This window comes from Xanthomonas sp. CFBP 8445 (genome assembly GCF_025666235.1).
Taxonomy (GTDB): Bacteria; Pseudomonadota; Gammaproteobacteria; order Xanthomonadales; family Xanthomonadaceae; genus Xanthomonas_A; species Xanthomonas_A indica.
This window is the reverse complement of sequence record NZ_CP102594.1, coordinates 435,446-457,661: the sequence shown is the minus strand read 5'-3', so window position 1 is coordinate 457,661 and position 22,216 is coordinate 435,446. Positions and strand designations below refer to the sequence as shown.

Annotated in this window: 21 protein-coding genes and 1 pseudogene; 15 read left to right on the top strand and 7 right to left on the bottom strand. The window is 65.9% G+C overall.

What is annotated here, in order from left to right:
* Positions 1–44: 44 nt before the first annotated feature.
* Positions 45–1,883, top strand: a complete 1,839-nt coding sequence (ilvD, locus tag NUG21_RS02090; protein ID WP_263392136.1) for a dihydroxy-acid dehydratase — start codon at positions 45–47, stop codon at positions 1,881–1,883.
* 193 nt (positions 1,884–2,076) lie between these two features.
* On the opposite strand, the pseudogene NUG21_RS02085 reads toward ilvD, so the two are convergent.
* A pseudogene (locus NUG21_RS02085) lies at positions 2,077–2,732 on the bottom strand (integron integrase); the annotation flags it as partial.
* A gap of 2,108 nt (positions 2,733–4,840) precedes the next feature.
* On the opposite strand from NUG21_RS02085, the gene NUG21_RS02080 reads away from it, so the two are divergent.
* The 12 genes from NUG21_RS02080 to acpA all read left to right on the top strand — a co-directional run bounded on the left by NUG21_RS02080 (position 4,841) and on the right by acpA (position 13,726).
* Positions 4,841–5,497, top strand: coding sequence for a DUF4272 domain-containing protein (locus NUG21_RS02080; RefSeq protein ID WP_263392135.1), 657 nt, complete (start codon positions 4,841–4,843; stop codon positions 5,495–5,497).
* Positions 5,498–5,587: 90 nt separating this feature from the next.
* Positions 5,588–5,920, top strand: a complete 333-nt coding sequence (locus NUG21_RS02075) for a hypothetical protein (protein ID WP_263392134.1) — start codon at positions 5,588–5,590, stop codon at positions 5,918–5,920.
* Positions 5,921–6,011: 91 nt separating this feature from the next.
* Entirely contained in the window at positions 6,012–6,380 is a 369-nt protein-coding gene (locus NUG21_RS02070; RefSeq protein WP_263392133.1) for a hypothetical protein, read from the top strand.
* A 1,059-nt stretch (positions 6,381–7,439) separates the two neighbouring features.
* The gene (locus NUG21_RS02065) at positions 7,440–7,976 is read left to right on the top strand and encodes a hypothetical protein (RefSeq protein ID WP_263392132.1); all 537 of its coding nucleotides are present in this window, start codon (positions 7,440–7,442) and stop codon (positions 7,974–7,976) included.
* 241 nt (positions 7,977–8,217) lie between these two features.
* On the top strand, positions 8,218–8,451 hold the full coding sequence (locus tag NUG21_RS02060) for a DUF1161 domain-containing protein (protein WP_019797344.1): 234 nt from the start codon (positions 8,218–8,220) through the stop codon (positions 8,449–8,451).
* An 82-nt stretch (positions 8,452–8,533) separates the two neighbouring features.
* A complete protein-coding gene (locus tag NUG21_RS02055) occupies positions 8,534–8,836 on the top strand; it encodes a hypothetical protein (protein WP_019797343.1) in 303 nt (100 codons plus the stop codon).
* 69 nt (positions 8,837–8,905) lie between these two features.
* The gene (locus tag NUG21_RS02050; protein WP_263392131.1) at positions 8,906–9,202 is read left to right on the top strand and encodes a DUF2695 domain-containing protein; all 297 of its coding nucleotides are present in this window, start codon (positions 8,906–8,908) and stop codon (positions 9,200–9,202) included.
* A 337-nt stretch (positions 9,203–9,539) separates the two neighbouring features.
* Complete coding sequence (locus NUG21_RS02045) at positions 9,540–9,878, top strand: hypothetical protein (RefSeq protein ID WP_019796017.1); 339 nt, start codon at positions 9,540–9,542, stop codon at positions 9,876–9,878.
* The gene (locus tag NUG21_RS02040; protein ID WP_019796018.1) at positions 9,875–10,264 is read left to right on the top strand and encodes a VOC family protein; all 390 of its coding nucleotides are present in this window, start codon (positions 9,875–9,877) and stop codon (positions 10,262–10,264) included. Before NUG21_RS02045 ends, NUG21_RS02040 begins: the two co-directional genes overlap by 4 nt.
* Before the next feature lie 270 nt (positions 10,265–10,534).
* On the top strand, positions 10,535–11,533 hold the full coding sequence (locus tag NUG21_RS02035; RefSeq protein WP_160946868.1) for an AI-2E family transporter: 999 nt from the start codon (positions 10,535–10,537) through the stop codon (positions 11,531–11,533).
* 36 nt (positions 11,534–11,569) lie between these two features.
* Positions 11,570–11,857, top strand: a complete 288-nt coding sequence (locus NUG21_RS02030) for a hypothetical protein (RefSeq protein ID WP_263392130.1) — start codon at positions 11,570–11,572, stop codon at positions 11,855–11,857.
* A 159-nt stretch (positions 11,858–12,016) separates the two neighbouring features.
* Entirely contained in the window at positions 12,017–13,726 is a 1,710-nt protein-coding gene (gene acpA / locus NUG21_RS02025) for an acid phosphatase (RefSeq protein WP_263392129.1), read from the top strand.
* 115 nt (positions 13,727–13,841) lie between these two features.
* Here the strand turns inward: acpA and NUG21_RS02020 are convergent, their stop codons facing one another.
* Positions 13,842–15,149, bottom strand: a complete 1,308-nt coding sequence (locus NUG21_RS02020) for an MFS transporter (protein WP_263392128.1) — start codon at positions 15,147–15,149, stop codon at positions 13,842–13,844.
* Between the two features lie 369 nt (positions 15,150–15,518).
* Here NUG21_RS02020 and NUG21_RS02015 point away from each other — a divergent pair, with 369 nt between their 5' ends.
* Both NUG21_RS02015 and NUG21_RS02010 read left to right on the top strand, forming a co-directional pair.
* On the top strand, positions 15,519–15,986 hold the full coding sequence (locus NUG21_RS02015) for a metallophosphoesterase family protein (protein ID WP_242081434.1): 468 nt from the start codon (positions 15,519–15,521) through the stop codon (positions 15,984–15,986).
* A gap of 157 nt (positions 15,987–16,143) precedes the next feature.
* On the top strand, positions 16,144–16,572 hold the full coding sequence (locus tag NUG21_RS02010) for a hypothetical protein (RefSeq protein WP_242081435.1): 429 nt from the start codon (positions 16,144–16,146) through the stop codon (positions 16,570–16,572).
* A 55-nt stretch (positions 16,573–16,627) separates the two neighbouring features.
* On the opposite strand, the gene NUG21_RS02005 is transcribed toward NUG21_RS02010, so the two are convergent.
* The 5 genes from NUG21_RS02005 to NUG21_RS01985 all read right to left on the bottom strand — a co-directional run bounded on the left by NUG21_RS02005 (position 16,628) and on the right by NUG21_RS01985 (position 22,210).
* Positions 16,628–18,199, bottom strand: coding sequence for an SDR family NAD(P)-dependent oxidoreductase (locus NUG21_RS02005; protein WP_263392127.1), 1,572 nt, complete (start codon positions 18,197–18,199; stop codon positions 16,628–16,630).
* Between the two features lie 233 nt (positions 18,200–18,432).
* Positions 18,433–18,990: an ankyrin repeat domain-containing protein gene (locus tag NUG21_RS02000; protein ID WP_263392126.1), complete on the bottom strand. Its 558-nt coding sequence runs from the start codon at positions 18,988–18,990 to the stop codon at positions 18,433–18,435.
* A 63-nt stretch (positions 18,991–19,053) separates the two neighbouring features.
* A complete protein-coding gene (gene katB / locus NUG21_RS01995; protein ID WP_160946775.1) occupies positions 19,054–20,577 on the bottom strand; it encodes a catalase KatB in 1,524 nt (507 codons plus the stop codon).
* Positions 20,578–20,881: 304 nt separating this feature from the next.
* Positions 20,882–21,373 (bottom strand): hypothetical protein, encoded by a 492-nt coding sequence (locus tag NUG21_RS01990; RefSeq protein WP_263392125.1) that lies wholly within the window; start codon positions 21,371–21,373, stop codon positions 20,882–20,884.
* Between the two features lie 309 nt (positions 21,374–21,682).
* Entirely contained in the window at positions 21,683–22,210 is a 528-nt protein-coding gene (locus NUG21_RS01985; RefSeq protein WP_242081439.1) for a DUF6624 domain-containing protein, read from the bottom strand.
* Positions 22,211–22,216 lie beyond the last annotated feature (6 nt).

Genomic DNA, 22,216 nt, shown 5'->3' with positions numbered 1-22,216 from the left:
CGCGCCACCATCGCCAGCCTCCCGCCCGCACGTTCGCTGCTCCCATGCCCGACTATCGCTCCAAGACCTCGACCCACGGCCGCAACATGGCCGGCGCCCGCGCACTGTGGCGCGCCACCGGCATGCAGGACGCCGACTTCCACAAGCCGATCATCGCCATCGCCAACTCCTTCACCCAGTTCGTGCCCGGCCACGTGCACCTGAAGGATCTCGGGCAGCTGGTCGCGCGCGAGATCGAGCGCGTCGGCGGCGTGGCCAAGGAATTCGACACCATCGCCGTGGACGACGGCATCGCCATGGGCCACGACGGCATGCTGTACTCGCTGCCCAGCCGCGAGATCATCGCCGACTCGGTCGAGTACATGGTCAACGCGCACTGCGCCGACGCGCTGGTGTGCATCTCCAACTGCGACAAGATCACCCCCGGCATGCTGATGGCGGCGCTGCGCCTCAACATCCCCACCGTGTTCGTCTCCGGCGGGCCGATGGAGGCCGGCAAGACCAAGCTCGCCGACCACAACCTGGACCTGATCGACGCGATGGTGATCGCCGCCGACCCCACCGCCTCCGACGAGAAGGTCGCCGCGTTCGAGCGCAGTGCCTGCCCTACCTGCGGCTCCTGTTCGGGCATGTTCACTGCCAACTCGATGAACTGCCTGACCGAAGCGCTGGGCCTGGCCCTGCCCGGCAACGGCACCGTGGTCGCCACTCATGCCGACCGCGAGCAACTGTTCCTCAAGGCCGGCCGCACCGCAGTGGAACTGTGCCACCGCTGGTACGGTGCCGAAGACCCGCGCGCGCTGCCACGCGGCATCGCCACCTTCGAGGCGTTCGAGAACGCGATGACCCTGGACATCGCGATGGGCGGCTCCACCAACACCATCCTGCACCTGCTCGCCGCCGCGCAGGAAGCCGAAGTACCGTTCACCCTGCGCGACATCGACCGCCTGTCCAAGCGCGTGCCGCAGCTGTGCAAGGTGGCGCCGAACACGCAGAAGTACCATATAGAGGACGTGCACCGCGCCGGCGGCATCGTCGCCATCCTCGGCGAACTGGCGCGCGGCGGCCTGCTGCACACCGACCAGGCCACCGTGCACAGCCGCAGCCTGGCCGACGCCATCGCGCAGTGGGACATCACCCAGAGCGACGACCCCGCCGTGCAGACCTTCTACCAGGCCGGGCCAGCCGGCATCCCCACCCAGGTCGCCTTCAGCCAGGCCACGCGCTGGCCGAGCCTGGACGCCGACCGCGCCACCGGCTGCATCCGCGACGTCGCCCACGCCTATTCGCAGGAAGGCGGCCTGGCGGTGCTGTACGGCAATATCGCCGAAGACGGCTGCGTGGTGAAGACCGCAGGCGTGGACGAATCCATCCACGTGTTCGAGGGCAACGCCAAGGTGTTCGAAAGCCAGGACGCCGCAGTCAAGGGCATCCTCGCCGACGAGGTGAAGGCCGGCGACGTGGTGGTGATCCGCTACGAAGGCCCCAAGGGCGGCCCCGGCATGCAGGAGATGCTGTACCCGACCTCATACCTGAAGTCCAAGGGCCTGGGCAAGCAATGCGCCCTGCTCACCGACGGCCGCTTCTCCGGCGGCACCTCCGGCCTGTCGATCGGCCACGCCTCGCCCGAGGCCGCGGCCGGCGGCTCCATCGGCCTGGTCCGCGACGGCGACCGCATCCGCATCGACATCCCCCAGCGCCGCATCGACCTACTGGTCTCCGACGCGGAACTGGCCACGCGCCGCGCCGAACAGGACGCCCGCGGCTGGAAGCCAGCGGAACCGCGCCCGCGCAAGGTCAGCACCGCGCTGAAGGCGTATGCACTGCTGGCGACCAGTGCGGACAAGGGGGCGGTGCGGAACAAGGCGCTGCTGGATGGGTGAGGCGTTGTCATGGAGGCCGTGGAGTTCCACGGTCTTCATGGCGCTTTGGCATCGCACTGTGGGAGGGACTTCAGTCCCGACGCGGGATCGCAAACGCCGCTGCTGCATTATGTTTCCTGACGCCTTTGACGCTCGCCGCCGCCCCTAGACCATCCAGCGGACTGCGCACCGCTGGACTTCCTCGGACAGCTGGTCGGCCGACCCGACCACTGCGTGGATCCACCGACCGATGTGCGGCCGGGAACAGGTATTGCCAGCCCGTTCGACCTCGGGATTGGGGTATTTGCGCACCAGCGCGTGCGGCAGGTGCACCCTCCCCGCCCCTTCGGCCAGATCCGCCGCGTGCAGCAGCAGTGCCCTATCGCGTTGCCGCAGCAGCGGCTCGCGCAGGCGCGTTGGCAATGGCACACGCCGATCCTTGCCACTCTTGCCGTCACGCACCACGATCTCGCCGCGCCCCAGCTCCACATCCTTGATCCGCAATCGCAGGCATTCCAGCAGCCGCATGCCGCTGCCATAGAGCAGCCCGACCATCAGCCAGCAAGGTCCCTCCAGCGCGGCCAGCAAGCGCGTGACCTCCTCGACCGAGAGCACCACCGGAATCCGCCGCGGTCGCTTGGCGCGGACCAGATTCTCCATCCATGGCGGTTCCATGCCCAGAACCTGTCGATAGAGGAACAACAAAGCTGCCAGCGCCTGATTCTGCGTTCCGGCCGAGACCTGCCCATGTGTCGCCAGATCGGTCAGGAACGCTTCGACCTCGGCCTGCCCCATCCGCGCCGGATGTCGCGTGCCGTTGGCCAGGATGAAGCGCCGTATCCAGCCAATGTAGGCCTGCTCGGTACGCAGGCTTTAATGCCGAAGCCGCAACCGGCCACTCACCTGCTCCAGCAACCTCGGCGAAGGACGCGCCGTTACGCCTTCATCGTCATGGGTGTAACTCATACGCCAACTCGAACGTCGGATAACGCAGCCAGCATTGGCGCACGGAGCCGCCGCCACCATCAGGCAAGTCATTGATGCAGGCTGGGAATTTCCCGCTTTGCAGACGTCTGCCGTTGGTGGATACTTGGGGCATCACCGCTTTTGGGCGGTCCAATAGTAGTTAGACCTCATGAGAAAGCTACTTTCCGTCCACGACAGCTTTGAAGTTCCGGAGAGAGGGCAGGTCATAGTCGGGCGGAGCGAGGATAAGGACGCGCAGCTGCTAGCTGGCCAGAAGTTCGTACTCGTCCTTGCCAACGGCGAGCGCCACAGCCTTACGGCTTTCGGCGTAGAGCAATTTACTCGGTGTTTCAGCGAGGCCACCCAACTTGGCATCCTCATCGGTGCGCAGCTCAACACTTCAGCGGCTCTCTCAGATTCAGAGATCTGGGTTGATTGCTAACAATTCATTCAAGCCGAACCCGCTTCGCGGGTCGGCTTAATTCACGCGTTAGGGGGCGCGGACAGATTCATGGACCTTGATACCATTCATGGGCTGGAGGAACTGGCACTTGGCGCCGCGCTCTTGCTGCTCCCGGTGCCAGTCTCGGTGCACGAGAAGGCCGCAAGCTTCTGGCGGCAGCACCCGGCGTCGTTTCCTTAGCCCTCTTTGTACTTGCCTTCGCTCAACTACACCTTGCCCGCCGTGAGGCTTCAGATCTTCTCCAGTCAGCCTATGGAATCGGTGCGGTAGTAGCTGCCACCCTACTGCTGCCATCTGTCTTAAATCTCCGCAGCCGCTGGCTCGGCCTGGTCCACCTAGTCACGTTGGCCGACGTGCTCTGGTCCTGGTTCATTGGTGCAATGCTGCTAGCCCGGGATGGCCTATAGATGGGAGCGCTAGGTTTGCCCCCTAACAAATTCGTCCAAGCCGACGCCGCTTCGCGGTGCGGCTTAACTCAGGCGTTAGATTGCATATGACGATTCGTGCTATCGGAAAGACTTTGGCTACAGAGCTTCACCGACGTCTGAAGCCGCTTGGCTTTTCCAAGCGCGGATCCACTTTCTCGCGCGGACGCACCGGCTACACGGAGCTGTTTCGAATCACAGGTAGCTCATGGAACTCCGAAGAAGAGCCTTGGGTGTTCTACCTAGATGTAGCTGTCCGTCTTGATGAAATTCCAACAGATGCGAGGGCCAAGGGGTTATGGCGAGAGGCGCATGCCGTTGGTCGTGTCAACCATCTCCTCGCCTCCGCCCCCGGAGACTTCGCTGCTACCGCTAACTCTGTGGGCGCAACCGCAGAGCAACTTGCACACATTGTTTGCCAAGCAAGCGACGCACTGCCAAACGCCTTGACGGAGATTGAGCGTCGTGCCTCAAAGGGCCTGCTCAGCCCGCTGCCAATTCCAGCCTCGTGGGCGCAGTAGCATGCAACCTAACAATTCCTTCAAGCCGATGCCGCTTCGCGGCGAGGCTTAACTCAGACGTTAGCCCTCACAAATGACATCACCCGTCACACAAGAAGATGCTCTCTCGTATCACAAGGCTACTGGCTGTCCACTCGCGCGCGCATCCGTCGTGCTTGCTGCCATGGAGCCCTCGCTGCGCGAGCGCGTTCCATTGGCCAGTCAGCAGTTCCAAAATTCTCGCGGCCTTCGTGACCGCTAGAGTTCGCACCAGAAACTTCCGCACTTATCGAATCCGCTTGCGCCGAGGCTACGGAGCGTGCAAGGGCGTCGGGACGCACCGGGCGAGGAAGCTGCCATTTTATTTGGCAGGAGCAGGCTCGCATTCTTTACGAGCGGTACAATCTTGTCTGGTTTTCACCAAAAGCAATGGACCCCGGCGTCGTGTATGACTAGGCAGGCTAACCATTCGTTCAAGGCGGACGGCTTCGCCGCCGCTTAACTCAAGCGTTACGTGCCCCCATGCATTCTCGCTCTCTTGCCTCAGTTCTGATGCTTCTCGCGCTGTCTTCCTGTGCGCAAGAGACATCCCCTATCGAAGATCGGAAGGAAAAGATCAAGGTCATGGAATCCAACGCAACAGGGGCGTCGCTCGAGCGGAGAACACGTTCAGTCGCCCGACTCAAATCGGAAGGGGTGCCAGTCATCGAACATCTTCCGGCAATTGAGGATGTCCGAGATGTCAAACGCAGGACCAAAGAGGAAATTGCGTGGCGGGCAATGGCCCTACTAGTCGTGGCCGTTAAAGGTGAAGGCCTAGAGCAGCCTATTGTCGACAAGATCGTCAAAGACTATGGTCTCGATGGACACTTCACACCCAACGAGGCGGCCTTCGTTCAGCAGCAATCTCCTACTACCCATGACCGAATCCAGTTTGCTTGGCGGTATGAGGCTGCATGGACTCTGCTGTGGTCGCTTGGCTACGTCGAGGCGTTGGGAAAGCCCACCGAAATCTGCGACGTCCCACGCGCTGTGAAGTTCCTACACGAACGCACTTCCTCACAGTTTATTTCTGATTCCAAGCTACGGCCCATAGAAGAGATCCTGGATGAGGCGGATCTAATCTATCGCTATCACTGGGCGGTAGTTGATGCCAGGATAAACGGCAAGAAAGCCCCAGCATCTCTAGAGCCGGGAGTAACCATGGAGAGGCACCATGCCCTCAACTGGCTCATTGGATATATGGATCAAGAGTGGGATGACATCTCGACAGACACCTAACAATTCATTCAAGCCAACGCCTTTGGTGCTGTTTAACTTAGGCATTAGACGCCAATGGATGCGTACCAGTTACTCGAACAAACCGCGCCCATGCTGGATGATGTCCTCGGGCGCATCGGGCTTCACCAAACGGGCGCGCCTCTCGATCCCGCTTCGGTTGCACCGCACCTTGATCGCTGGCTGAAGGATCAGCAGGTCCCGGAAGAAGACGTTGGTTTCCTAGTCATGATCGTCGGTGGATTCATCGTCCAATACCTCCTTAGGGTCGCAGGTGCTGAAGCACTGGTTGCGGAAGGCTTTCCGGCGATCAGGCTGCCCGTGGCCGATGTCGTCGCGCGCGAGTTCGACCCATATGCGGCTGCCGCTGGTCTGGTCCGCGGCGACCGGGAACTGGCCGCCTTCCTTTCCAAGGTTGGCAGCTAACAATTCGTCCAAGCCGACGCCGCTTCGCGGTGCGGCTTAACTCAGGTTTTAGAAACAAAACTCACTCCTAGGCATACAAGATTACTACAACATGGATGATTTAGAAGAGTACCCAAGCCGCGAAGAATTCCTAAGTTCACTGTGGAGCGAAATCATCAATTCGCCGATGCAGGAGGTCTGGATCGACAATGTAATCAATACATCGCAGCAGCACCCCGATGGTCCATTCGGGGACGTCGGCCCTGTCCTGGAACGACTGCTTTCTTTGGGAGCATCGAGACGCGACCTGTCCCTCATCTATCGCATGGCATCCTATGAGGCCGTGTTTGACACGCTCTATAAAATGGCGGATCCAGGGGTCAAACCAGATGACGCGCCCATGCTGTTTGAGGACCTGCTTGGGTCGGACCCATCGGGTCTGGACGCCGGGCCTGGTTCAGCGCCAGAGAAGAACGCCTAATAGTCGATGCAAAATTTACCGAACCGCTCGCTGTGACGGGCTAACATCCGCCCTCTAACAAAACGCTGTGCGCCGCAGCGCATGTCTCGGAGACTCACTGACGCATCGTTCTGGGAACACTTTAACGCATCTTGCTCGTCATCGGGGGCCGCTACCTGGTGTTTGCATCTGTGTATGGCATGCGGCTCTACTGGGCGTTTAGTCTAGCGCTAACTGCAAGCGCAATTGTCTTGGCATTGTGTCGCGCGCCCACGTTCTTCGTGGTTGCCGTTGGCGCGATCATCGTTCGTGTTTGGCGTCGCAGCCTTTTCACAGCATCGGAAGTGGGTGCGCGCCAGCAACTCGTTCAAGCCGACGCCGCTTCGCGGCGCAGCTTAATTCCAGCATCGGGTCCTTCATGAACATCCCCGCCAAGTTCGAAATCTCTAGAGTTGTCAGTTCGTTGGAGCACGGTACAAAGTTGGTGGGCCGAATCGCTTCCGGGAAAATCTCGAAGGGGATGTTTGTTCTCGTTTGGATCGATGGCGGCTTGTTCTGGGAGATTCCCGTGCACTCTGTCGAATGCTCAAGACAGAACGACGTGACAGAGGTAGCACTAATGTTGCAGATCGATCAGGAAGAAGATCTCGAGTTGCTAGGAGACTTGTGCTCGGCGGGGACCGTGCTGGACGTAGTTCACACACCGTCGTAGCGGGCCTGACGATTTGTTCTATTCAATCCGGCCACCACTCGCGGTGGCGGCCTAACTTGGGTTGAGCATTGGCAATGCATTTGTCAGTACGTTGATGGAAACCACCACAGCCGGTACGGATGTACTTCCGTCGCTTGATCGGACCGACGACATTTTTTCCGAAAATCGCGAAGTAGATTTCTCTGATAGCTCCCGACTCAGAAAAGCTGCTCTCTTCGCATCCCTCTGCAGGCGGCGACTGATCGGGCTCGGACCCTACTGGCGAGGAGCCGGCATCCACCGTAAGCCTACGGCACACCACAACAGGTCGACGGCGTCGTTTACACACTCCACCTTCCCTTGACATGGTCCGCCGCGAAAGGCAAAAAATGAAGAAGACAATGGCAGGCATCGCCATGACAGCGGCCTTGCTGGGCCTGCCGCTCGCAGCACCGGCTTCGGAGCCAGTGTCATCCATCACCAAGGCGACACTGCAGGAATCCGATAGCGAGTACCAACACAGCCCGCTCTGCGAGAAGGAAGAGCTCACGCTGTGGACCTGCCAAACGCGCAAACGCGTGTTCTCGCTGTGCTCGTCGAAGCTAGTCAACCGGACCTCGGGCTACCTGCAGTATCGGGCGTCGGAGGGTGGCAAGCTGGTATTGCAATACCCCGCCGAGAAGAAGCCGCCGACCGGACTGTTTAGCTATCGCTCGTTCTTGAACGGCAACGCATCGATCGAGTTCGCCAATGGCGGCTACCGGTACAGCCTGTTCGACCCGCTCCGATCCGCCTCGTCCATTTCCGTCTCCGGACCTGGAGCGTCGGACAAGACCACGCGGATCGCCTGCGGCCCCAACCAGACGCTGCAGCTCAACTACACGATGCGGCTGATGTATGACTCGGGCATCTGGGCCGATCCCTGAATGCGATGCAGCACGACTCGCACACCCTCACCAGCGCGTCGCCTGCCGCGGCTGGCGCTGTGGACGGCCAGGGCGTGCGACGGTCTTGGCGATGGGCGCAATCGGCAAGTTGCTACACTCGATACGAGCATCCAGGTCTCACCAATCGCTCGCCATAGGCAAATGTTCGGCTCCACCGTGAAGTTCAGTACCTCATTTTGCTGGCTCCGAAAGATTCCTTCCCTCAACCATCGGCCCCATCATGAAATACACGATCGCCTTCCTGTTACTTGCCCTTGCCTCGTCGCCAGCGCTTGCCCGCAAGAATTGCGATGAGTTGAAGGCGGAGCTCACCGCGAAACTCGATGCCCACGGCGTCAAGGACTACACGCTGGAGATCGTCGACAACGCCGACATCAAGGATCGCAAGGTCATCGGCAGTTGTGCGGCGGGAAGCAAGAAGATCGTGTACAGCAAGAACAAACCGTCGACGTAAGCGACAGGAGCTGTTACGTCATGCATGCAAGGTGGTGCAGCCCCGCGCAGGGCGTCGTCCTCGCGCATCACAGGAGGGCGCCATGCAGGTAGTGGAGCACGAACCGCACGCCTGGTTCCTGCTGCGCGACGGCGACACGCTGCTGCTCGACGTCAACTGCAGCCATGGCCCGGTCGGTTACGCGTGGACCATGGCGCTGACTGCCCAGGAAGTAGAGCAATTCCGCGCGCTCGGGCGTGATTTCATCGCGCAGCTCGCCGAGCGCGTGCAGTCGACCGCGCCGGGGGTCTTGGGCAATCGGTCGCCGTATCTTGTTCGCAAGGCGGATGCCGAGACTCGCCAGCGTGTCACCCTGGCTATCAAGGCCTGGATCCGGGCCGGCTGATCATCCGGCGCGCGTCGTGCTCCCCGACTCCTTACGCCGCACCATCGTTTTCTTCCAGCGACATCGACAATGACACAAGACACCAACGCTCAAGGTCGCAAAGCGCTCCGCAGGACGAAGGAGTCCGAGCAGCGCGCATCTGACGAGGCAACCCTTCCCCTCCCCAAGGAAACGCTCTGGGCCTTGTTCGATCACCTGAATGACGCGCTCGCCGATGGCTGCGATCATTCCTTGCGGCTCACCACCCAGTTCCTCGCGTCCCACGGCGTCGCTCCGGAGTCGGTCATCCCTTGGCTTGGTGCACACGGCGGCTTCTGCGATTGCGAGGTGCTTTTCAATGTCGAGGAGCGCTGGGGCAAGCCGTGACCGGACAGCTGCCTGATGCATGACATGCCGCATCACTTCCTCGCCGATCTGCATCTGCTTCCTGCGCAATCAGGAAGCAAGGCAACTGCGCTCGTCTCCGGCAATGGTGCGCCATTCTCTGCATCGATCAGCAACCGTGGTCGGCCCGTCTCACCTTTACCGGTCGCCCGTCGCCCGGCGATACGTTCCGGGCCGCGGTACAGTTGTTGATGGCTGACGCAATTGCACATTTCCCGGCGGGCGCCGATTTCACGCTCTGGGCGAACGGCAACGCGGGGACAGGCCACGTGGTCTCGAGTACGGCCTGACAAACATCGCGGTCCACCCGGAGTCCCACATGCACGTCGACATCACCCACCACGTGGACGCCAGCGAGCCCGACGACGCGGACGGCTACTACTACGCCTACACCCTCTATCGCTTCAGCGACGGCCACAACCAATTGGTGGCGCGCAGCTACGACGACGAGGCGGACCAGGCGCATTTCCTGAGCATCACGGTGGGCGGACGCGCGCGGACGATGACCGATGCGGATCTGCGGCATCCCCTGCTGCTGGCTGCCGCGGCGTACCTGGGCGAGGCCGGCAAGCGTAGACTGCGCTGGCTGAGCGGCCGCGGCGACGGTTACGAGCCACTGCCCGGCCAGCCCACCATCGGACCAGCGGAGGTTCCATGAAACGCGTCACCGGGATCGGCGGCATCTTCTTCAAGGCGCAGGATCCGGCCGCGTTGCAGGCCTGGTACCAGCGCCATCTCGGCATCGACGTGCAGGCCTGGGGCGGCACTGCCTTCGCCTGGAACGACGGCAGCGGCGCACCAGTGACCGGCTCCACCGTCTGGTCGATCGGCGCGGCGGCGCGGGAACCGCACTTCTCGCCCGGCACGGCCCCTTTCATGATCAATTACCGGGTGCACGATCTGCATGCCCTGGTCGCGGCGCTGCGCGAGGAAGGCTGCCACGTGCTGGATCGTATCGACGAATCCGAATACGGCGCCTTCGCCTGGGTCATCGACCCGGAAGGCAACAAGGTGGAACTCTGGCAGCCACCCGCCGGCCAGTAGCGTTGGCCTCGGCCGGTCGGTTGGTCGACCGATAGCGCCGTAAGCCCGACCAACCAGCGTCGAAACCACCGCACACGCGGGCATCGCCCACGCGCCGACCGGTGGGCAGGCGCTGCCGACGGGCGGTGCGCGATCTTCGCCCTCCCTGCACCGCCCTGCCACTACTGTCCGCGCTCATTGTCCTGATCGGGATCCGCGCCACCGATGAATGCCTCGCTCCCGAATTCCCCCTCGCCCCTGCGCGCGTTCACGGCGCGGGTGCTGGTCGTCATGGCGCTGGGCGCGCTGGCGCTGCTGGCCTGGCAGTTGTCGGAGCTATTGCTGATCGTGTTCGGCGCGGTGGTGGTGGGCGTGCTGCTGCACGGGCTGGCCACGCTGTTGCGCAAGTGGTTGCCGCTGCCGGAGTGGGCGGCGCTGGCGCTGGTGATCCTGGTGCTGGTGCTGGCGCTGTCGGCCATCGTGCTGCTGTTCGGCGCCGAGGTGGCCGCGCAGATCGACACCTTCCGCGCCACCTTGCCGGCGGCCTGGAACAAGTTCCATGCCTGGCTGCAGTCCGGCCCGCTGGGGCCGCAGATCGAGCGCATCCCCGACCAGTTGCGCGACGGCGCCTCGACCCTGGCCACGCACGCCGGCGCGATCGTGCTGTCGGCCGGCGGCGGCGTCACCGACGCGGTGCTGATGATGGTCGGCGGGCTGTACCTGGCCGCGCAGCCGGCGCTGTATCGGAAGGGCCTGCTGCACCTGCTGCCGCGCGACCGTCGCGGCGTCGCCGACGAGGCGTTGACCGCCAGCGGCCAGGCGCTGCGTGCGTGGCTGACCGGGCAGTTGCTGGCGATGGCGGTGATCGGCACCCTGACCGGCATCGGCCTGTGGCTGCTGGGCGTGCCGGTGGCGCTGGGCATCGGCCTGTTGACCGCGCTGCTGGACTTCATCCCCATCGTCGGCCCGATCGTGGCCGCGGTCCCGGCGATCCTGCTGGGTTTCACCGTCAGCCCGCAGGTGGCGCTGGGCGCGCTGCTGCTGTTCGTGGTGCTGCAGCAACTCGAGGGCCACGTGCTGCAGCCCCTGATCCAGGCGCGTGCGGTGGACCTGCCGCCGGCGTTGCTGCTGTTCTCGCTGTTCGGCATCGGCGTGCTGTTCGGGCCGATGGGCGTGGTGCTGGCGGCGCCGCTCACCGTGGTGCTCTACGTGCTGGTCAAGCGCCTGTACGTGCAACATGCGCTGGGCGATGCCGAAGGGGCGGACGGGGCCGGAACGCCCGCCGCCTGATCTGCGGTGCGATCCACCACGATCCCGCACGCCACGATGCCGACCGATCCGCAGGACCCGCAGCGCGACCTGGCCGACACCTTGCACGGTGCCGCCGCGTACAACGACAAGGGCCACGCCTGGCTCGGGCACGATGCCGGGCAGATCGCCGACATGCAGCATCGGTTCCAGGCGCAACTGACGGCGCTGGCCGCGCGCCTGGGCGAGACGCGGCTCGGTCCGGCGCTGAGTGCGGCCATCGCCAGTGGGGCGGCGGCGCGCGACGATTCGGGACGGTACGTCGCGCTGTGCGAACAGGTCTTTGGGGTCCACCCCTCTCGCTGAACCGAAGCGAGCACCGCTCTCGATCCATTTCGACATCCGCGCCGGGTCACTCCTGCGATACGCCCGCTGAACGCGGGTTCTGCACTGGGACCGGCTCGCTTTGACTTGTCATTCACGCGGCCCACACTGGCGGGTGCCTTTCCCTCGCCCAACGACACCGTGAAGAAGCCGCCTCAGGATCCCGCGTCCACCACCGCCGACACCGACACCACTCCCGAAAACCCGCAACGCCGGCGCCTGCTCGGTGGCCTGGCACTGGCCGGCAGCGCCCTGGCGCTCGGCGGCCCCGCCGAGGCCCAGGCCGCGACCGCCCAGCGCGCGCCCGCGCGTGCGCTGTCGGCGACGGAGTTGGATCGGCAACTGCGGCAGAAGATCGAGCACGTGGTGGTGATCTACGCCGAGAACCGCAGCTTCAACAACCTGTTCCCCGAATTCCCCGGGCTGCAGCAGCCGCTGTCCAAGGTGACGCCGGCGCAGGCGCGGCAGGTGGACCGCGACGGCAGCGTGCTCGACATCCTGCCGCCGATCTGGGGCGGGCTGGCGCCGGACGAACAGGTGGTGGCGCACCGCCGCTACAAGATCGGCGAGGACGCGATCGGGCCGCTGCCCAACGCGCCGTTCGCGCTGCGCGCGCCCGACGGCCAACTGCTGCCGCACGGCATCGTGACCCGCGACCTGGTGCATCGCTTCTACGAGAACCAGATGCAGATCAACGGCGGCCGCAACGACGGCTTCGCCGCGTGGAGCGACGCCGGCGGCCTGGTGATGGGCCACTACGCCGATGCGCCGGCCACGCTGCGGCTGTGGAGCCTGGCCCGCGACTACACGCTGTGCGACAACTTCTTCATGGGCGCCTTCGGCGGCTCGTTCCTCAACCATCAGTACCTGGTCGCCGCGCAGGCGCCGTACTACCCCAAGGCCGACAGCAGCCCGGCGCGCACCCAGATCAGCGTGCTGGCCAGCGACCGCCCCGACGAGATCCGCCTGGCGCTGCAGGACGATTCGCCGGGCACCGCGCTCAACGGCCGGCCGCGCTTCGTGCGCAACGGCGCGCTGACCCCGGATTTCTGGGCGATCAATACCCTGAGCCCGCCGTTCCAGCCCAGCACCAGCCAGGACCCGACGCGCCCGGACTACGCCGATCCCAACAGCCCCAACACGCTGCCGCCGCAGACCCACCGCCACATCGGCGACGCGCTCGACGCCAAGGGCGTGGACTGGGCCTGGTACGCCGGCGGCTGGGGGCTGGCGGTGCAGGGCAAGGGCGACACCGGCGACACCAGCGAGTTCCCGGGCAGTCCCAACTTCCAGATCCACCACCAGCCGTTCAACTACTTCGCCAACCTCGCCCCCGGCACGCCGGCGCGGGCGCGCCACCTGCGCGACGGCGGCCTGGGCGACAGCGCCCCGCAGAACCGCTTCCTTGCCGACGTGCAGGCCGGCACGCTGCCGCCGGTGACCTTCTACAAGCCGCAGGGCAACCTCAACATGCACGCCGGCTATTCCGACGTGGCCGCCGGCGATCGCCACATCGCGATGGTGGTGGACGCGCTGCGCAACAGCCCGCTGTGGGACAAGACCGTCGTGTTCATCACCTTCGACGAGAACGGCGGCTGGTGGGACCACGTGGCGCCGCCCAAGGCCGACCGCTGGGGCCCCGGCTCGCGCATCCCGGCGCTGGTGGTGTCGCCGTATGCCAAGCGCGGCCACGTCGACCACGGCGTCTACGACACCGGCTCGATCCTGCGCTTCATCACCCGCCGCTTCGGCCTGGAGCCGCTGCCGGGCCTGGTCGAGCGCGAACGCGCGATGCACGCCGCCAGCGGCGTGGTGCCGGGCGATCTCACCGCCGCGCTGGACCTGGGCTGATCCCGCGCCAGCACGGGTACGCGCGTCGCCCGCCGCTGCCCGCGGCGGGCGATCGCACTTGGCGACGACGCGCCATTCTGCCGCTGCCCGGCCCCGCCTCCACGCCGTGCCGCGATCAGGCGGCGTGGAACGTGCCAGCGCCGCGTTGCCGACGGAACAGCAGCAGCGTGCAGGCCAGGCCGATCAGCGCCGCCAGCGACAGCCACAACGCCGGCGCGGCGCGGCTATGGGTGGTGTGGATCAGCCAGGTGGACACCGCCGGGGTGAAGCCGCCCATCGTTGCGGTGGCCAGGCTGTAGGCCAGCGAGAAGCCGGTGGTACGGACCTCCGCCGGCATCACCTCGGTCAGCGCCACCACCATCGCGCCGTTGTAGGCGCCGTACAGCAGCGACAGCCACTCGCCGACCAGCAGCAGCCGCACGAACGAGGGCGCATCGACCAGCCACTGCAGCGCCGGCCACACCGTCAGCAGCATCGCCACGCTGGCGAACACCAGCAGCGGCTTGCGGCCGATGCGGTCGCTCAGCGCGCCCATCACCGGCAGCCACACGAAGTTGGACAGGCCGATGCAGCCGGTCACCACCAGGCTGTCGAGCTCGCTCAGGTGCAGTTCGGTGCGGCCGTAGGTCGGCATGTAGGCGGTGATCAGGTAGAACGACACGGTGGTCATCATCACCATGCCCACGCCGGCCAGGATCAGCCCGACGTTGGCGCGCAGCGAGCGCGCGATGCCGGCCAGGTCCGGTGCCTGGCGCGCGGCGAACTCGGGGGTTTCCTGCAGCGAGCGGCGGATCAGGAAGATCAGCGGCACGATCAGGCTGCCGATGGCGAACGGCACGCGCCACCCCCAGCTGTCCATCACGCTGTCGGACAGCAGCGCATGCAGGGCCACGCCGAGTGCGGCGGCGAACACCACCGCCACCTGCTGGCTGGCCGACTGCCAGGCCACGTAGAAGCCGCGCCGGCCCGGCGTGGCGATCTCGGCCAGGTACACCGACACGCCGCCCAATTCGGCGCCGGCGGAGAAGCCCTGCAGCAGGCGGCCGAGCAGCACCAGCAGCGGCGCCAGCACGCCGATGGTGCCGTAGCCGGGGACGAAGGCGATCAGCAGCACGCCGGCCGACATCAACCCCAGGGTCAGGATCAGGCCCTTGCGACGCCCGTGCCGGTCGATGTAACCGCCCAGCACCAGCGCGCCGATCGGCCGCATCAGGAACCCGGCGCCGAACGTGGCCAGCGACAGCATCAGCGAGGCGAACGCGCTGTGCGACGGGAAGAACGCATGGCCGATGGCCGTGGCATAGAAGCCATAGACCATGAAGTCGTACATCTCGAGGAAGTTGCCGGTGACCACGCGGAACACGGCGGCGGCGCCGTGCGGCGCGGCCTCGGCGGCGGCTGGGGGCGTAGCGGAAGAGGCCATCGATCGAAGTCTGCTGGAGAAGAAAGGCGCCGCCGTGCGATGGTGTGCGACATCGGCGGCGGCGCGCGTGGCAACGGTACAACACGTCGCGTGCGCATGCCGCCACGGCGCGGCGTGCCGCTACGTGCGGGTTAATGCATGGCGGTCCGAGGGTACGGTTCGTGACACGCGTGGTTGCGACGCCGGGATGCGCCGCGACGCGCCGGCGGTGCGCGCAAGCGCCGATGCCGGCGTTGATCCACCCCCGGCATCGGCACGATGCCTTGGCGCAACCACCTCCACCGAACCTGGCGCGCACATACAGTCGACGACGCCACCACTCCCGAATCGGTAGGCTGCAGGCTGGTCACGCCCCAGGAAGCGCCGCCAATGCCTGCCCTTCGACCGCTGCATCTCGGCGTGATCGCCGACACCCATGGCCTGCTGCGGCCCGAGGCGCTGGAGGCGCTGCGCGGTTGTGCGGCCATCGTGCATGCCGGCGACATCGGCAAAGCCGACGTACTGGAGGCGCTGCGGGCACTGGCGCCGCTGCACGCGATCCGCGGCAACATCGATACCGCGCCGTGGGCGCAGGCGCTGCCCGAGACCCTGGACCTGGACATCGAGGGCGTGCGCCTGCACGTGCGCCACGACCTGAAGACGCTGGACCACGTCGCCGACGGCGTGGACGTGGTGATCAGCGGCCACTCGCACATGCCGTCGCTGCAGACCCGCGATGGCGTGCTCTACCTCAACCCCGGCAGCGCCGGCCCGCGCCGCTTCCGCCTGCCGATCAGCCTCGGCCACCTGTATCTGACCGCGACCGGCCCGCGCGGCGAGTTGCAGACCCTGGACTAGCGCAGGCGCGCGTCCCGCGCTGTCGGGCACGGATGCCCCGCGTGCGGCGGACAGGCGGCGGACGCGCGCGATCTTCGCTACAGTGGGCGCGGGGAGGCGTGCGGCCAGCCGATGGGCGTGGCGGCGCCAGGATGCGACAGCGCGAAGGGGAACGAGCATGCGCAAGGGATGGAACGTGTTCGGCAAGGTCGGCCTCGGCCGCATGACCAAGGACGAGTACCAGGCCAACCTCAACGGCCTGAACATGTTTTTCGGCGCCGTCCTGGGCCTGGTGCTCACCGGCACCGAACGCCTCAGTGCCTGGCAGTTCGGCGTGGCGCTGGCCGTGCTCGCCAGCCTGGTCATCTCGATCCTGTTCATTTCCAGCAGCCGGCACCGGGTGGCCTACGCGATCTACACCCTGGTGATGGCGCTGCTGCTGCCGAAGGTGATCGACGTGATGCTCAAGGGTCACGACCTGCTGCCGGACAAGGTGCAGCCGACACTGATCGTGTGGACCATGATGACCATCATGGTGGAGTTCTGGGGCCGCGAGAAGGACGCCGAACCCGCTGCCGCCACGGCCGCGGACCGCACGCGCGGCTAGGCCGCGCGCGGACGCGGATGCACGTCGCGCACCGTGGCGATGGCGGCGCGCCGCCTCACCAATCGGTCGGCGCGTAGTCCTTGAGGAACTGGCCCCACACGTGCTCGCCGGTGTTGAAGCCGTGGATGATCGGATCGACGATGCGCGCGGCGCCATCGACGATGTCCAGCGGCGGATGGAAGCGCTCTTCCTGCACCTTGCGCGCGGCGATCTCGGCCGGATCCTCGTCGGTGACCCAGCCGGTGTCCACGCTGTTCATGTGGATGCCGTCGTTCTGGTAATCGGCCGCCGAGGTGCGGGTCATCATGTTCAACGCGGCCTTGGCCATGTTGGTGTGCGGATGCCGGGTGGTCTTGAAGTTGCGGTAGAACTGCCCCTCCATCGCCGATACGTTGACGATGTGCTTGTCGCGCTCGGGCGTGCGCAGCATCAGCGGCTTGAGCCGCGCGTTGAGGACGAACGGCGCGACCGCGTTGACCAGTTGCGTCTCCAGCAGTTCCACCGACGACACTTCGTCCAGCAGCAGGCGCCAGGAGTTGCGCCCGCGCAGGTCCACCTGCTGCAGGTCCTGGTCCAGGCGTCCTTCCGGGAACAGGTGCTGCTGGGCGAGCAGATCGTCGGCCAGCAGCGGCACCTGCGACAGTTCCGCGGCGCGCAGCAGGCCGTCGGCACCGGCGCGCCCATTGCCGTCCCCGGCCGGCAGCGTGTTCCCCCCGGACGGCAGCAGGTCGGGACCGCGCAGGCCTTCGTACTGGCCCACCAGCCGGCGCACCTGTTCGGGCAGCTCGTGCAGCGCGGCGGTCTCGCCGGCCAGCATGTGCGCGTAGAACTGCGGCGGCCGGCGCACGGTCTGGCAGGCGTTGTTGACGATGAAATCCAGGCGCGTGCGGGTGGCCAGCAGTTCGCTGCAGAACGCCTCGACGCTGGGCGTGTGGCGCAGGTCCAGCCCGTACACCTGCAGGCGGTGGCCCCATTCGGCGAAATCCGGCTCCTGCGCGTAGCGCGCCGCCGAGTCGCGCGGAAAGCGCGTGGTCACGATCAGCTCGGCGCCGGCGCGCAGCAGCTTGAGCCCGGCCTGGTAGCCGATCTTGACCCGGCCGCCGGTGAGCAGCGCCACGCGCCCGCGCAGGTCCGCGGTCTCGGTGCGCTTGACGTAGTTCAACTCCGCGCAGGGCGGGCACATCTGGTCGTAGAAGTGATGCAGCTCGGTGTACTTCTGCTTGCACACGTAGCAGTGGCGCAGTTCGGGCGAGTGCGCTGCCGGCTCGGCCGCCGCGGCCTGCGCGTGGATCAGCGCTTCCGGCGTGTGCGGCGGGAAATAGTTCGGCGTGCTGAACACCGGCTTGCGCCGCAGCGCGCGGATGCCGGTCTGCGCCAGCAGCTCCTCGGCCTTGCGCACCTTCTCCTGGTGGCGCTCGCGCGCCTGTTCCTTGAGCAGCTTGCGCCGCGCCTTGGGTTCGGGGTTGAAGACCTGGGCGACCACCTGCAGCAGGCGCACCCGCTCGGCCTCCGGCACGGTATCGAGCACGCGCCGGTCGGCGGCGATGGCCTCGAGCAGGTCCAGGGCGATGCGCAGGCGCTCGGCCAGGGGCAGTTTGTCGGGCGAAACAGGGGCAGTGGCGTTCAAGACAGATCCGGGATGGGCAACGGCGAGCCGCGGCAGGGCGCCGGCACGATGCCGACAGGGCAGCACGCAGCCCGGATGCGCCGCCGCCCGCCAAGGCGGCGGACAGCGCGGCTCGGGCCGCGGCGGGCCGGAGGAACCGGCCACCCAGGCATTTTCGCCGATCCGGGGCCCGCGATCCACGCGCGGTGCGATGGCCATGCCCGGCACCCGCCCCGGAGGCGGGGCGCGATCGCTCAGCGCGCCGGTGCGGTCGCGAACTCGCCGCGCTGCAGCCGGGCCACGTCGTTGCCCTGCGCATCCTTGGCCTGCAGATCGGCGCCCTTGGCCGCGAGTTCCTTCAGCACCTCGGTGCGCTGGAACAGGGCCGCGTACATCGCCGCGGTCTGCCCGGCGTTGTTGCGCTGGTCCGGCGCGCAATCGGCCTGCATCAGCCGCTTGGCGATGCTCAGTTCGCCCTTGAAGATCGCGCCCATCAGCGCGGTGTTGCCGCGCTTGTCCTGCGCGCAAGGGTCGGCACCTGCGCGCAGCAACTGCTCCACCGCCGCCTGCTGGCCGTGGTAGGCGGCCAGGATCAACGCGGTATAGCCCTTGTCGTCGCGGGTATCGAGGTCGTAATGGGCCCGGATGAACTCGGCCAGCATGTCCTGGCGGCCCTGCCGCGCGGCATCGAAGAAATAGGTGCGCAATTGCGCCTGCACCGCGGCCGTATCGGGCGCCGCAGGCGCGGCCGGTGCCGCGGCGGCCGTGGCGCTCACCGCCAGGCCGAGCAGGAAAAGAACAACACGACGCATGGTGATCTCCGCAAGAAGATGCGCAGCGCGGCGATAGCGCCGCCACGCCGCGCGTGGGACGCATCAATCCTGCAACTGCGCGGCCAGTTGCTTGACCCGCGCCAGGTCGCCCTTGGCCACCCGTGCCACGCCGCTGCCGTAGGCCGGATCGGCCTTGTACAGGAACGACAGCATGATGTGCTTGCTCACGTCGTCGGTGCCGGCCAGCGATTCGCCGAAGCTCTGGATCAGGTCCTGCTGCTCCTTCTTGCTGTAGCTGCGGAACAGCTCGCCGGCCTGCTTGAAGTTCTGCTCACGCGTGATCTTGGCCTGCTGGGTGGTGCCTGACAGCGGCAACTGGCTGTAGCGCGCGCTCGGATCCTGCGGCCGCGGGCTGAGCCGGCTCGGCTCGTAGTTCACGCCGCTGTTGGTGCTGCCGGCGTTCATCGCGCCATCCTGGTTGCCGTTGTTGACCGCCACCCGCGGCCGGTTCACCGGCAGGCTCAGGCCATTGGTGCCGACGCGGTACAGCTGGGTATCGGCGTAGGAGAAGATGCGCCCCTGCAGCAGCCGGTCTTCCGACGGCTCGATGCCCGGCACCAGGTTGGCCGGCGCCATCGCCACCTGCTCGGTCTCCTGGAAGAAATTGTCCACGTTCTTGTTCAGCACCATCTGCCCGATCTTGCGCTCGGGCACGCCCGGCCAGATCTTGGTGGCGTCCAGCGGATCGAAGTCGAACTTGGCCAGATCCTCGGGCGCGAGCACCTGGATGTACAGGTCCCACTTCGGATAGTCGCCGCGCTTGATCGCGCCGACCAGGTCGTTGGTCAGGTGGCTGTAGTCCTTGCCCTGCACCGCCACCACCTGCTGCGGATCCAGGTTCTTGAGGCCCTGCAGGCTCTTCCAGTGGAACTTGACGTAGTGCACCTGGCCCTGCGCGTTGACCAACTTGTAGGCGTGCACGCCGTTGCCGTCCATGAAGCGATAGCCGGCGGGCGTGCCTTCGTTGGAGTACAGCAGGGTCAGGGTGCGGGTCGCCTCGGGCACGTGCGAGAAGAAGTCGAAGCGGCGCGCATCGTCGTCGAGGTTGGTGCGCGGGTCCGGCTTGAACGCATGCACCATGTCCGGGAACTTGATCGCATCGCGGATGAAGAAGGTCGGGAAGTTGTTGCCGACCAAGTCCCAGTTGCCTTCGCTGGTATAGAACTTGGTGGCGAAGCCGTGCGGATCGCGCAGCGTTTCCGGCGAATGGTTGCCGTGCACCACCGAGGAGAAGCGCACGAACACCGGCGTGGTGGTACCCGGCGCGAACACCTTGGCCTTGCTCAGGTCGGAGATGTCGGCGGTGGCGGTGAACTCGCCATGCACGCCGGTGCCGCGCGCGTGCACCACGCGCTCGGGGATGCGCTCGCGGTCGAAGCGCTGCAGCTTCTGGATCAGTTGCACGTCCTGCAGCAGCGTCGGGCCATTGGGCCCTGCGGTTTGCGAGTTCTGGTTGTCGCCCACCGGCGCGCCATTGTCGCGGGTGAGCGTGGACTGTGCGGCACTGGCCGACAGGCTCAGGGAAGGCGACAACAGGACAAGCAACAACAGGGATCCAGGGCGCATGGCGTCGGCTCGCGTGAAGGGAGCTGCAGCATGGCGGCAGCGCGGCGCACAGAACATTCGTTCCTTGCAATCGATGCCATCGACGCGGCCAATCACGCACGCGCACTGTGATCGCGACCATTGCCGGAGCGCGCAATCCGTTGCAGCGACAGCGCAACTGCAACGTCAATCGACGGCGATGCCAGTGCAGATCGGCCGCAAAATGTAGACATGCACGCGGGGCATCGGCAGCGTCGGCACCTGGCGATGCGTTCGCACGCGCACCGCGGCGCGATGCCGCGTCGGCATTGCCGCGATGGCGACGCTAGCGCTTCGCGCTCAGCGCGCGACTACGATTGGCGAACAGCGTTTGATCGGCACGGCTGTAGGCGTCGCGCTGCACGGCCGCGTCGATGCCGCGCTGGAAGTCGGCGCGGAAGCCCGGCTCGGTGATGCGCTGGGCGATCAGGAACACCGCGTGCGCCGTCTCGGCGCCGACCGCCTGCGCATCGGGAAAGCCCTGGCGCCGGATCAGCTCGGCCAGGCGCTCCTGGCTTTCCTTCTGCGCCATCCGCACCTCACGCGCGAACGCGCGCAACGAGACGGTATCGTGCTGCAGCCGCTGCGGCGTGTAGTCCCGTTTGAGGTCGGCGCGCGCCTGCGCGTCGTCGCTGATCAACTGCAGCAGTTGCATGCGGTAGGCCGGATTGGCCACCGCCGCGGGGTCTTCTGTCGGTGCGCCGGTCGGCTGCGCCGGGGCGATCCCCGCCAGCACCCACAACGCCGCTCCGAACGCCCATCGTCTGGCGACTCGCATGATGATCCCCCCTGTCGCCTGGGATACTAGATCAGCGCGCGCGGCGTGTCCCTGCTTTTGGGCTGGACAACACATATCAGCGCCCAGCTCACACAGATTTAGCGTCTGGAATCACCTTTTTTAACAAACTACGTCACGCATTCGCGACTGATCCAGGCGAGGTTGCCCACTACCTGACACACCCGCGAGGGCGCCCAAGCCTATCCTCCCCGCGATCTCGTCCGCGAACAGTTCGGCGCTTGAGCTCTGACTGCCTCAGGCGGGGAGGAGCATGTCTCCGTCTCCAGCCGCGGCCTGCTTGCCGCCGCGTCACTGTCCGGCGACGTCCGGCGGCAATCCCATCTTGGCTCGGCGCTGCTGCAGCTGCTCCGGCTGTTCTACATCGAACAGGCTGCCATCTGATTTGTGCTGGGTCCCATAGAGTTGCGGCCGACCACTCAGCACGCGGTTGCGATCCACGAATAGCGCGAGATCCTCTTTGCTGTAGCGCCCCTTGTCGGCCGCGGCTTCGATGCCTTGCAGGAACGCGTCACGGAACGTCCGGTCCGCGGCATGCTGCGCGATCAGAAAGCCCGCGTGCGCGCCGTCATCACCGGCGACCGCGGTATCCGGGAAGCCGTATTGGCCCATCAGCGCGGAGAGCTTCTGCTGGTTCTGTTGCTGCGAAGCATGGATCTGCAACGCGAGAGCACGCGCGGCACCAGGATCGCTCTGCAACTGCTGCGGCGTGTAGTGCTTCAGGGCATCGTCGCGGATCTGCTGGTCGGCCCGGGCAAGCTGCAGAAGCTGTTGTCGGTAATCGGCATTTACGCTCGCGGCTTGGTCAGAATGGGCCATCGAGGG

Excerpts from the sequence above, each read along its gene's own strand:
- ilvD (WP_263392136.1), top strand. The coding sequence starts at position 45 with ATGCCCGACTATCGCTCCAAGACCTCGACCCACGGCCGCAACATGGCC.
- NUG21_RS02080 (WP_263392135.1), top strand. The coding sequence starts at position 4,841 with ATGGAATCCAACGCAACAGGGGCGTCGCTCGAGCGGAGAACACGTTCA.
- NUG21_RS02075 (WP_263392134.1), top strand. The coding sequence starts at position 5,588 with ATGCTGGATGATGTCCTCGGGCGCATCGGGCTTCACCAAACGGGCGCG.
- NUG21_RS02070 (WP_263392133.1), top strand. The coding sequence starts at position 6,012 with ATGGATGATTTAGAAGAGTACCCAAGCCGCGAAGAATTCCTAAGTTCA.
- NUG21_RS02065 (WP_263392132.1), top strand. The coding sequence starts at position 7,440 with ATGAAGAAGACAATGGCAGGCATCGCCATGACAGCGGCCTTGCTGGGC.
- NUG21_RS02060 (WP_019797344.1), top strand. The coding sequence starts at position 8,218 with ATGAAATACACGATCGCCTTCCTGTTACTTGCCCTTGCCTCGTCGCCA.
- NUG21_RS02055 (WP_019797343.1), top strand. The coding sequence starts at position 8,534 with ATGCAGGTAGTGGAGCACGAACCGCACGCCTGGTTCCTGCTGCGCGAC.
- NUG21_RS02050 (WP_263392131.1), top strand. The coding sequence starts at position 8,906 with ATGACACAAGACACCAACGCTCAAGGTCGCAAAGCGCTCCGCAGGACG.
- NUG21_RS02045 (WP_019796017.1), top strand. The coding sequence starts at position 9,540 with ATGCACGTCGACATCACCCACCACGTGGACGCCAGCGAGCCCGACGAC.
- NUG21_RS02040 (WP_019796018.1), top strand. The coding sequence starts at position 9,875 with ATGAAACGCGTCACCGGGATCGGCGGCATCTTCTTCAAGGCGCAGGAT.
- NUG21_RS02035 (WP_160946868.1), top strand. The coding sequence starts at position 10,535 with ATGGCGCTGGGCGCGCTGGCGCTGCTGGCCTGGCAGTTGTCGGAGCTA.
- NUG21_RS02030 (WP_263392130.1), top strand. The coding sequence starts at position 11,570 with ATGCCGACCGATCCGCAGGACCCGCAGCGCGACCTGGCCGACACCTTG.
- NUG21_RS02020 (WP_263392128.1), bottom strand. The coding sequence starts at position 15,149 with ATGGCCTCTTCCGCTACGCCCCCAGCCGCCGCCGAGGCCGCGCCGCAC.
- NUG21_RS02015 (WP_242081434.1), top strand. The coding sequence starts at position 15,519 with ATGCCTGCCCTTCGACCGCTGCATCTCGGCGTGATCGCCGACACCCAT.
- NUG21_RS02010 (WP_242081435.1), top strand. The coding sequence starts at position 16,144 with ATGCGCAAGGGATGGAACGTGTTCGGCAAGGTCGGCCTCGGCCGCATG.
- NUG21_RS02000 (WP_263392126.1), bottom strand. The coding sequence starts at position 18,990 with ATGCGTCGTGTTGTTCTTTTCCTGCTCGGCCTGGCGGTGAGCGCCACG.
- katB (WP_160946775.1), bottom strand. The coding sequence starts at position 20,577 with ATGCGCCCTGGATCCCTGTTGTTGCTTGTCCTGTTGTCGCCTTCCCTG.
- NUG21_RS01990 (WP_263392125.1), bottom strand. The coding sequence starts at position 21,373 with ATGCGAGTCGCCAGACGATGGGCGTTCGGAGCGGCGTTGTGGGTGCTG.
- NUG21_RS01985 (WP_242081439.1), bottom strand. The coding sequence starts at position 22,210 with ATGGCCCATTCTGACCAAGCCGCGAGCGTAAATGCCGATTACCGACAA.